Genomic DNA, 9,005 nt, shown 5'->3' with positions numbered 1-9,005 from the left:
TGCTCTGTTTGGTTATGGACAATGATCGCAAACTCATCACCACCTATTCTTGCTAGAGGAATAGTCGGTGACAGACACGTCCTAAAACGTTTGGAAACTTCATCCATTCAAAAACCAAACTTATGAGCATTGCACTAGTAGCTATCATCCAAGCAATTGCAATGTGATACTTTCGAATGATTGACATCCTATATTCCCCTCACCTGTCTTATTAGAATGTAAAACGGTTACTAATATATGACTAGTTTATTTCCATGTTTGGAGTACCCTGTTTCAATAGACAGTATCCAATCATTGATATCTTTCCAATCATAACCCTTATCTTTTAATTCTATAAACAATTCCCATTCCCGCTCTTTTTTCAGAAACTTATAGAAAACGAAAAAAAGGACACACCAATGGCATATGTATGCGTAGGTGTGTCCTTTTGCAAGATAGATTTAGAAGTATTTTGATACTTTTATCATATTATAAAACAGTTGTAGTTAAGGTTGGTTTAATACTTACATTCATATATACAATTTGTTAATCCAATTGATGACCTGCTACTAAAATAATACCTCTTTACCCATTATTTCTTTCACTATACTAAAAAAATTAACATGTTGAGGATTAACAGAAAAATTATTATGCATAGCGCATACTGATAACTTATACTGATCATCAATATCATATTGTTTAACAAAATATGGGGTTTTTTTATTATTTTTTATTATTTCAATTTGTTTAAAATCATGTTTTTTAACTAAAAAGGAATTAAGAGGAATTGTTAATCCTTCTCCTAAAACTTTTACATAACTTTCCTTTATAGTCCAAAGATCATAAAAATAATCTAGTTTCCTTAGTGGATCTATAGAAAGCAAATCATTATATTCTGCCTCTGCAAAAAAGCTTTTTGCTATTTCAAATTCAATTGGCTTTATCAATTCAACATCTATACCAATTGAAAATTTATCTACAGCACAAACAACCCAATCGCCCGAATGAGAAACATTAAATTCGAAATTAGAAAAATTATGTAAATACGGCTTTCCATAAAGATTATTTTTGAATTCAATTTCTTCATTTGAAATACTATATTTTCTTATAATCAAACTTCTAACAAGAAGGTCCGCAATAAGGCCCCTATAACTATCTTCTTTCCTGTGGAAGTTCTCAATCTTTTTTCGCTTTTCATTAGAAACATAACCTAGTAATTGTTTAAATAATCTAGTTTCTATTTTATTAGGAATTCTTACAATATATACTTCTATCATTTAAATTCCACCACCTTTATAAACCTTTTAAGTTTCTTTAATAGATGTGCGAGTACCAACGTGTAAAACTACGAAAAAAATTGGAGAAGAAACAAGAGAAGTCATTCCCTTTTTGGTGTTTTTCTGATAATTCCCCTATAAAAAACATAGAAATATTAAAGTCTCATTTATAATATTTTACTTTAAAAATCGGATGAACTTAATGTTTTATTTATTACTTTAACAACTTCTTCTGTAAAATCATTAATAAAAAAGTGCCCTCCCAGATATCCATAAAAATAGCATTGTTTACTAGTATAATCAGTCCACTCTATCAATCTTTGATTATCTACTAGCTTATCATCGTAACCGTATAGAATAGAAATATTAAATGTAAAAGGACTTATTTTTCCTTTAAGCTCATAAGTTTCAACTAGTTTAAAGTCTGCTCTAATGATCGGGAGAAACATATCTAATATTTCATCATAAGATTGTAATTCTAATGGAATTCCCCCTAAGTCTACTATGTATTTCTTTAGTTCTTGATCTGGTAAAGTGTAACGCTTTTGCTGATCTATAGTATGAACAGGTAGTCACCCTGAGAAAAATGCATGTATTGGACTTATTCCTTTGACATCATGGATTTTCTGAATCATTTCATATACTAATAAAGCTCCCACACTATGTCCAAATATCGCAAATGGAGAACCATCTAAATTAGGTTTCATCAAATCGTAAATATCTAATACCGCTTCTTCCATACTTGTATATACGGGCACTTTCAAACGTTTCCCTCTTCCAGCTAATTCAATAGGGATAATCTCAATATCCTTGTTTAAATAATCCTTCCAATTGTAGTAGGCTGACGAAGACCCACCTGCATGATGAAAACAAAAAAGCTTAATTTTTGAAACCATATGTCATTCTCCTATTATTATTTATCTTTAAATATATTAGATTTATCAACATTAATTCATTTAAAAATTTTATACCTGAAATAGGAATATGCATAACTTAAAATTGCTTATAAGTCTGTGTTATGAGGATTTTTTATGTTAAAATACTTTAATTTACCATATCGCTCCCTCCTCCGTTTCAATAATAGAATTAGTACTTCATTTCTTTACCTAGCATCCTATAATATGAAGAAAAGTTTTCAATTTTGCCAACAACTGCTGGATTTATGAGCCTGCATATTTTTATTAATTACGATAAGCCTGCTTTTTAATTTTGTCGATTTTTTGATTAATTTCGTAAATTTTTGCTAAAATCTCCTCTTGCTCTTCTTCATTTACAGGACTATCTGACAAGTAATTCTGCCTCTTGATTTCCAAATAGAAAAGTTCATTTTGCATTTCTACTGTTAATTTTGATTCTTTATTTTGTTTCTCCCGCTCATAATCAGAATAAGAGCCTTCAAATACTCTTTTGCTTGTGCTTCCTAAATCTAGTATTCTATCTGCAATTTTTCTCAAAAAATATTTGTCATGTGAAACAGCAATTATCGTACCTGGAAATTCTTGAAGCGCCTCTTCAATCGTCTCTCTCGTCTCAATATCTAAATAATTATTCGGTTCATCGAGAATGAGTAAGTCGGCGCCGGAGAAATATAATTTTACAAAGGCGACCCTACATTTTTCACCCATGCTTAAATGAGATATTCTTTTGAGCACATTATCTCTTTTAAACAGAAAACAGCCGAGAATTGTCCTTGCCTCTGTCTGAGTTAAATTAGGAATTTTCATAATATGATCCAATATTGTATCGCTTCCGTCCAGATCACTAAGCTCTTGTGAAAAATAACCAACCTTACATCTAGGATGAAGCTGTACCATTCCTTCTTCCGGCTGCTTCCGTCCTAAAATAAGCTGAAGTAGAGTAGTTTTCCCGGAACCATTTGGCCCAATTACAGCTAATCTCTCGGAGCGTTTCACATCTAAGTTAAAATCCTTAAAAATAGGAATACCATCATATCCAAATGTCATTTGACGTATTTGCAAAAGACGTGAGGCTCCAAAATCTGTTTCATGAAAATCAAGCTTCACTCGATCTGCTTCTTTGTACTTTTCTATTTTATTTTTCTCAAGGCGATCTAATGCTTTTTCAAGCGCCTTAAATCGTGAGGCGCTTTTCGTTGCCCTCGATGAGAAATTGTTTTTTTGCGCAGCAGAATCATCTTTTCCAGATGATTTTTGGGCTTGCTGGAACCATTGCTTATAACGGTTAATTGACTCTAATAACTCTTTCTTTTTTTGTTCCTGTTTGGCGTAAAGTTTCTGATGGGTTAATATTTCATGATCCTTCTGTTTTTTATATGCTGAATAACCGCCTTTGTACTTTTTTGTTCCTCCTGCTGTCAACTCATACGTTACATCAGCCACCTGATCAATAAAATGTCTATCATGAGAAACGAACAATACGGTTGTATCACTAGCTTTAATCCAATTCGTAAGCCATTCAATTGCATCTTTGTCCAAATGATTGGTTGGTTCATCTAAAATTAAAAATTTTGGATTTTTGAGCATCGTCCTAGCTAATTGCGCCCTAGTTTTTTCTCCACCACTTAATTGACTATAAGGCATGTACCAGCTTGCTGGGGGCAACTGTAATTGACTCAGGTGCTTTTCAATTTCCGTTTGAAATTGAAAACCATCCATTGCGATAAAACGCTCATAAAATGTCGTGTATTCCTCCATCAAGCCTTCTAGCTCCTCTTTTGTTACAATCGACATCTTTTTTTGAAGCTCATCAATCTTCTTTTGATAAGTTGCCAGCTCAGGACGAACCAAACTAACATATTCATAAAGAGTCACATCCGCTAGTTCCTCCATCTGTTCAACCCATCCCCAAGCATCTGCAGGATACCTTCTCATAATTTTTCCCTTTTCTAATTGCACCTTACCAAATAGTGCTTTAAGCAATGTCGTTTTACCAACACCATTACTGCCAATAATGGCTACTCTCTGCTTTTCTTCTATATCTAAATGAACGTTTTCAAAAATCACCTTTTCATTTCTAGTAGCTTTACACCCTTCTGCTTTTAACATAAGCATTTTATCGTTCCCCCTTAAAACAATCCCCCCACCTTTCATAAGAAAAGTGAGGGTAATACCTATCCTATTAAATGTTTTTTATATGCATTTCTAAAAAATATCCTTTTTCCCTCATCATTGAAAATAGTTTCTTTATATAATCAACTGAAGGCTCTGGCCATTCAAAACCGCACTGTTTTAAATAGTGAACTGTTACATCACATTTACTTTTTACTACGGCACGATACGCCTCATTCTCCTTCACAATATAATAAGTAAACCCTAAAATCTTTTGATAGTTTTTTTCATTAGCATAGGATTCTACTAGCAATTCATACTCATGATCTGGCACCTTATTTATTTCAATGCCTCCTAAATTAAACATTTTCTGTATATTAATTTTATACGGATTATAAATATGAAAAACAGGTTTATTACTATAAGAGGAGGCAAGTTTTAAAATTGCTTCACTACATAAATCCACTGGTGAAACATCTAATAACTGGCCAACAATTTCCTCTGAAACAGCTCCTAGATGATAGATAGTTTCAAGTGTATTTGCGAATGCATTCTTCCTCAAATTCAATTGGACGCATCCATCCACGTGTCGCCCTGTAATCAATCCTATGCGATAAATAGTTGCATTCACCTCTTTACGAGCAACGGCATGCATGACTTCATGCTCAGCTAAAAATTTACTTTTCACATAAACATTGTCATCTATCTCCTGCTCAATGAAAAAGTCTTCTTCAGTAAAAACTCTTTCCTCTTCACCTTTTGCGACATGACCTGCTACACTCATAGTCGAAATATAATGAAGTTTTTTATTGTCGCCTGCAAATTCCAATATTCTTTTTGTACCATTTATATTGAACTCTTTGAATTCGTTAAACTGTCCAAAGTGGTCCGTTTTAGCCGCGGCATGAAAGATATGCTCTGTTCGTTTTTTAATATCTTCGTATATGTCATAGGTTAAGCCGAATCGTTCTTTTGTTAAATCTCCGGCAACAATACTTAATCTGTCTGATGCTTGTTCTATCAAGTCAATATCCTTCGGAAAGTATTGTAAAAAGACTTGTTTGAGCCACTCTTCTGCTGTATATTGCTTATTTCTCCTTACTAAACAGATAATATGACCCTGTGTTGTACGTAGTAACCTTTCCAGCAAATGAATGCCTAAAAATCCTGTTGCCCCGGTCAAAAATACACCACTTTTGCTATGCAGCCTTTTATCATCAATCAAACTAAGCTCTGCTGGACGGACATATACACTATCATCGATTTGATTTTCTTCTATTTCCGTTTGATCACAGATAGCAGCTATCGTTTTTCCGTCAAAAAAGTCTTGAATCGATATCTCCCAGTCCTTATCCATCGTTAAGGCAAGAATCTTTAAAATATTGATAGAATTTCCGCCAAGTTCAAAGAAATCATCATGAATCCCTATAGAAGTAGAAGGTATATTTAGAACTTCTCCCCAGATCTCTCTCATTTCGGTTTCAAGTTTCGTTCTAGGCTCTATTTGCTGCTCTGCATCATTTTTTACTTGTATCGGTTTTGGCAGTGCTATCTTATCTATCTTTCCATTTTCAGTTAAAGGAAAGTAATCCAGCTTTATAAATTGTGAAGGAACCATATAATCTGGAAGCCTTTCTGAAAGCTGACTTTTTATTTCGTCAACGAAAAATGGCTGATCACAAATAATGTAGGCAATTAATCTTTCAGCTGTCGTACCCATATTATGTTGTAAAAGATAGACGTCCTTTATGCCGGGCAACGTTTTTATAGCATGTATAATTTCCTGCAATTCGACACGATATCCGCGTATGTTAATTTGCTCATCCGCTCTTCCAATGTATTCAATTGTTCCATTTGATGTCCATCGCCCATAATCTCCTGTTCTATATAAACGTTCTTTTGTAACCGGATGATGTATGAAACGTTCTTTCGTCTCTTCACGACGATTCCAGTATCCTCTTGCTAATCCAGCTCCTGCAAGACAAATTTCTCCCGTTACTCCTATTGGTTGCTCTTGGAATTGATCATTGACAATGAATACCCGGCAATTATCAATTGGGATTCCAATAGTTATGTTAGAATCGCTTTCAATTACACCACTTGTGGAAACAACTGTATTTTCTGTTGGTCCGTAATTATTGACAAGTTTATAAGAATGCGATTTACAAGTCTTCAACGCTTCACCGCCAGTTAAAAGGATGCGAAGTGAGCTGTTTGTCAAATGAGAAAATTGTTCGTAATAGGCCGTAGGCATAAATGCAATCGTAACTTGGTGACGTTCAATAAAATCATTTAGCTGAAATATGTCCTGTCGTACATGAGCATCGACGATGTAAAGAGATGCCCCATAAGACAAACAAGGGAATATCTCCCATACAGAGGCATCAAATCCAAAACCAGCAAATTTCAAACAACGATCAGCCTCTGTTAATTGGAATCTCCTTTGATGCCACTGAACCAAATTCATTAATGAATGATGCTCAATCATGACACCTTTTGGATTTCCTGTAGAGCCGGAAGTGTAAATCATATAAGCTACATCATGCCCTTGTACTGTAATAGAATTGGACAATCCATTTTTCTCAAAATGATGGACATCCAAAAAGACCACTTCCTGTTCAAACCCTGTTAGCAAACTCTTATACTCAGATTCAGTCAGCAAGAAGGTGACTTCACTGTCTTTCAAGATATAGTCAATCCGTTTTTTAGGATATGCTGGGTCTATAGGTACATAAACTGCTCCAGCCTGTAAAATACCGAAAATTCCTGCCAGCATATTGAATGATGGATTTGTCATAATTCCAATCATCTCACCTTTTTTGATCCCTTGCTGCACAAGCCAATCGGCAATTGCATTAGCCTTTTCGTTTAATTCCTTATAGGTTAAAATTTTATCTTGATGCACCGCTGCTACGCTATCAGGGTGATGTTCAGTCCATAATTTCATCATGGTGCACACCGTCTGATTAACCGACAATGGATAAGCAGTATCATTTACACGCTCAATTAATTGTTTTTCTTCATCTAAACGAAAATCAATTTCATATAAGTACTGCTCCGTTCCCGTCAGATATTGCTTAACGAGCTCCACATAGTGTCTAGCCATCCTATCAATATTCTCTACACGGAATAGGTTTGTACTGTATTCAATATTGATGTGAAATTCGTCGTTTAACTGAGTGACCTCAAATGTCAAATCAAATTTCGCTGTCTTTTGATCTGTTTGAAGTGGTGTCCATAAAGAAACTTCCTCTTCTGTATGAAACGAAAAGACTGTGTCAAATAATAAATTCCGATTAAGATTTCTTTTAATCTGTTTACGTTCAATGAATTCATCGAGCGGATAATCAGCATATTTCATCATGCTATATACCTGATTTTTCACCTGCTCCAAAAAGCTAGTTATCGACATCTGTGGTGTTGTAACTGTTCTAATGGGCAGTGTATTCATTAATAGACCTATTGTATTTTCTAGGCCCATTTGACCTCTCCCTGAAACTGGGGTTCCTGTTAGAATGTCATTCTGACCTGAATATCGATGAAGAAGTATCTGATACAATCCCAGGAACAAAACATAAGGTGTCATTTCCTGCTCTTGCAGCTTCTCTAGAAGACCACGTCCCACTTCTCGATTAATTGAAATCGATATATAATCTCCTTCAAACTGTTGAACCTTTGGCCTGCTAAAATCAGTCGGTAGATTCAACACAGGTAGCTGACCATCCAGAATAGATTCCCAATGATTATTCGACTGGCTGTAATCTTGTTTTTGCTTCCATACTGCATAGTCCTTATACTGCACCTGTACAACAGGAAGTTCAGCTTTTTCATCAGCATACAGTGAGGAGAATTCATTTAGTAATATATCTATTGATACACCATCGCAAATTATGTGATGCATATCCAAAAACAGCAAATGCTCTCCATTGTCTACCTTCGCTATTTTTACTCTCATGAGAGGTGCTTTTTTCAAATTAAAAGGCTTAGTCCACGCAGAAATCCGTGAAGGTACCTCATCTGCTTTCAGTACTTCTTCTTCTATATCTAAATCAGAGTTAGCATGAACTACCTGTACTGCTTCGCCATTTTTCACTTGGAAAGAGGTTCGTAAACTTTCATGACGTTCTATTATTCTTTTAATCACTTTTTCTGTCTTTTGTTTTTCCAGCTTAAATGGCACTGTTAGAACAATAGGCATATTATAGGTTGTGTCAGCACCTATTAAATGACTAACTGCATAAATACGTTTTTGTGCAGAGGTCATCGGGTACTCTTCGGCCTCTTTAGCCACTGATATGATTTCTTTTTTTGCTTGACCCGTTTTGTCAATTTTATTAGCAAGCTCTTTTAAGAGTGGATATTCAAAAATATCCTGTAAAGAAATTGTTGTAAATAGTTGCTTTCTGATTTTGTTCATTAAATCTATAGCTTTTAAGGAATGTCCACCAGCTTTAATGAAGTGGCTATTTCTCCCAATTAGATTTGTCTCCAGCACCTCCTGCCAAATGGAAACGAGCGTCTTTTCAGTCTCTGTGCAAGGCGGTACATATTCTTCCTCTATTTCTTTTTCAGGTATTGGAAGCAGCTGTTCATTTACTTTTCCATTTGGCGTTAAAGGCAACTCATCTATTGTCATGAAATGTACAGGAATCATATATTCTGGTAGAGCTTGCGCCAGCTTTCTTCTTATTTTCTGCGGCTCACTCTCTTTCTTCCACAC

At 34.8% G+C, this 9,005-nt stretch carries 4 protein-coding genes and 3 pseudogenes; all 7 read right to left on the bottom strand.

The features are described from left to right. Positions 1 to 107, bottom strand: a pseudogene (locus tag ES895_RS30285) (diguanylate cyclase); the annotation flags it as partial. Beyond that, positions 92 to 187, bottom strand: a pseudogene (locus ES895_RS23660) (disulfide bond formation protein B); the annotation flags it as partial. The pseudogenes ES895_RS30285 and ES895_RS23660, both read right to left, overlap by 16 nt. Positions 188 to 230: 43 nt before the next feature. Further along, the gene (locus ES895_RS30280) at positions 231 to 440 is read right to left on the bottom strand and encodes a hypothetical protein (RefSeq protein WP_370624736.1); all 210 of its coding nucleotides are present in this window, start codon (positions 438 to 440) and stop codon (positions 231 to 233) included. 108 nt (positions 441 to 548) lie between these two features. After that, positions 549 to 1,256 carry a 4'-phosphopantetheinyl transferase family protein gene (locus ES895_RS23655; RefSeq protein ID WP_098529658.1) on the bottom strand — a complete coding sequence of 236 codons (708 nt, stop codon included), beginning with the start codon at positions 1,254 to 1,256 and terminating at the stop codon, positions 549 to 551. A gap of 182 nt (positions 1,257 to 1,438) precedes the next feature. Continuing rightward, positions 1,439 to 2,152, bottom strand: a pseudogene (locus ES895_RS23650) (thioesterase II family protein). A 285-nt stretch (positions 2,153 to 2,437) separates the two neighbouring features. Further along, on the bottom strand, positions 2,438 to 4,288 hold the full coding sequence (gene abc-f, locus ES895_RS23645) for a ribosomal protection-like ABC-F family protein (RefSeq protein WP_000928863.1): 1,851 nt from the start codon (positions 4,286 to 4,288) through the stop codon (positions 2,438 to 2,440). Positions 4,289 to 4,355: 67 nt separating this feature from the next. Then, positions 4,356 to 9,005: a non-ribosomal peptide synthetase gene (locus ES895_RS23640; protein ID WP_240690244.1), complete on the bottom strand. Its 4,650-nt coding sequence runs from the start codon at positions 9,003 to 9,005 to the stop codon at positions 4,356 to 4,358.

The organism is Bacillus sp. 007/AIA-02/001 (assembly GCF_004634455.1).
Lineage (GTDB): Bacteria > Bacillota > Bacilli > Bacillales > Bacillaceae_G > Bacillus_A > Bacillus_A cereus.
Note: the sequence above shows the minus strand (reverse complement) of the source record. Positions and strands in the feature narration are given on the sequence as shown.